Raw genomic sequence first — 1608 nt, 5'->3', positions numbered from 1 at the left:
AACCAACAAGGGCGAAGGGAACAAAAAGAAGGCACACCAAAGAAGCCCTTGCCAATTCCCATTTTAAACCATTGACTGGTTCGGTTTGTCAAGAGTTCGCTTCGCCGATGCTGGTAAGGGCTCTGCTAAACAAAAAGTTAGGCAGTTTGCTCTACTAGCCATTGTTGAGCTAAACCAATCAGTTTTGTCCAACGTGCAGGCATATTCGGCAGTTCTTTTAGTTCTGGAATGACTACAGGCACTTTGCCTTCCAGGGCTGAATGTGGCCGCAAGAAGTTAAAATAAGCCACAAACAAAGTCACATAAGAAACGGATCCGTGATCGGATCCAAATCCGTGTGTCGATCTGTAATTACCCTTAAATGTTCGATTCAGTCTTTCAATAATTTGTTTTAGCGGTCTGTATTCCGTTGAAACCGGGTCTTCGTTGGTTAGTCCAATGACCTGCTTCACATCAAACGTAATACCGTGCTGGGCAAAAAAGTGTTGTGCTAAAAGGTAAATCGGATTGCCATCTACGACAAAGGTGAGGTCTTCAGGAATCTCTTTCATCTTCCATAAGACCTCATCAATCGCGCGAATGGCTGATACTGTATCACGATTTGGAGAAACAGGGTAGGACAGAATAATTTTCTTTACCGCATCAAAAAAGAAAAAAAGATAATGCCAACGGCCATTCACCTTAATGTATGTTTCGTCTCCGCAGAATTGATCAGAAAGCTCGTAAGGATAATGATCCACATAAGGTTTGAGCAGAAGTGCTACGCTGTTTTCGTAATTCAATATACTCTGGTGAGAGATGGGTACACCATGAACATCCTTCATCAGTGCAGCTGTTTTCCGAGCCGATAAGCCATAGTTTACATGGTAGGTTAAAATGAGCCCCAATGTGTGCGGTGACACATGAAGCCTGGACAAATCCACTTTTGGCTTCTTAGGTGAATGTTTGGCTAACGGCTGATAATCAATTTGAAACTGACGGAATATGTATCGAACTTTAAAAGACTGAGGATCCTTTTCGAACTGCTTTTTCTCTTTTTTAGACATTCCTCGCAGTTTCTTTTTGTAATACGGACAGTCATTGTTTTTGCACTTAAATACGAGAAAATCTTTTCTTTCCTTGATCTTCTCGAGTGTTTTCGAACAGTGTGGACATTTTAGTACAGCCTCCTTGGCATATTGATTCTTTTTATTAAACAGACACGCACACACCTTGCATTGATACTGTCCTTTACCTCCGTTATTGGCATAAAGATAATCTGACGGAGCACCACACCTTGGACATTTCATGGATGAAGGTACTTTACCTTTTGAATTGGAGCGTCTCTGAACAGGTTTGAGAGGTTTCCCGTTCTTCTCCAAATATTCTTTGAGAAGAATTTGATAATCAAGCTTTTGTAGAGTTTCAATGATTGGCAGCTCATCCACCTGGAGTTTTTGATAAGGCTTATTGACAGGCTTTTCAGTTGGCTTATCAAACATGTTTTTACCAATCAGAAGTGTAAGTAATGTCCGGATAATTTGATCTTGGGACTTGATATATTCAAGCAAATAGGTTAATAATTGAGGTAACAACTTGTCACTTCCTTTGTTTTAGGATTGGTGTGTG

At 40.6% G+C, this 1608-nt stretch carries 1 protein-coding gene; it reads right to left on the bottom strand.

Annotated elements, in window-relative coordinates:
• Positions 1 to 137 precede the first annotated feature (137 nt).
• Entirely contained in the window at positions 138 to 1574 is a 1437-nt protein-coding gene (locus tag IEV18_RS16930) for a DDE-type integrase/transposase/recombinase (protein ID WP_188393509.1), read from the bottom strand.
• Positions 1575 to 1608 lie beyond the last annotated feature (34 nt).

The sequence above is a fragment of the Compostibacillus humi genome (assembly GCF_014637175.1).
Taxonomy (GTDB): domain Bacteria; phylum Bacillota; class Bacilli; order Bacillales; family Amphibacillaceae; genus Oceanobacillus; species Oceanobacillus humi.
The sequence above is the reverse complement of the archived record's forward strand: the minus strand, read 5'-3'. Positions and strand labels throughout refer to the sequence as shown.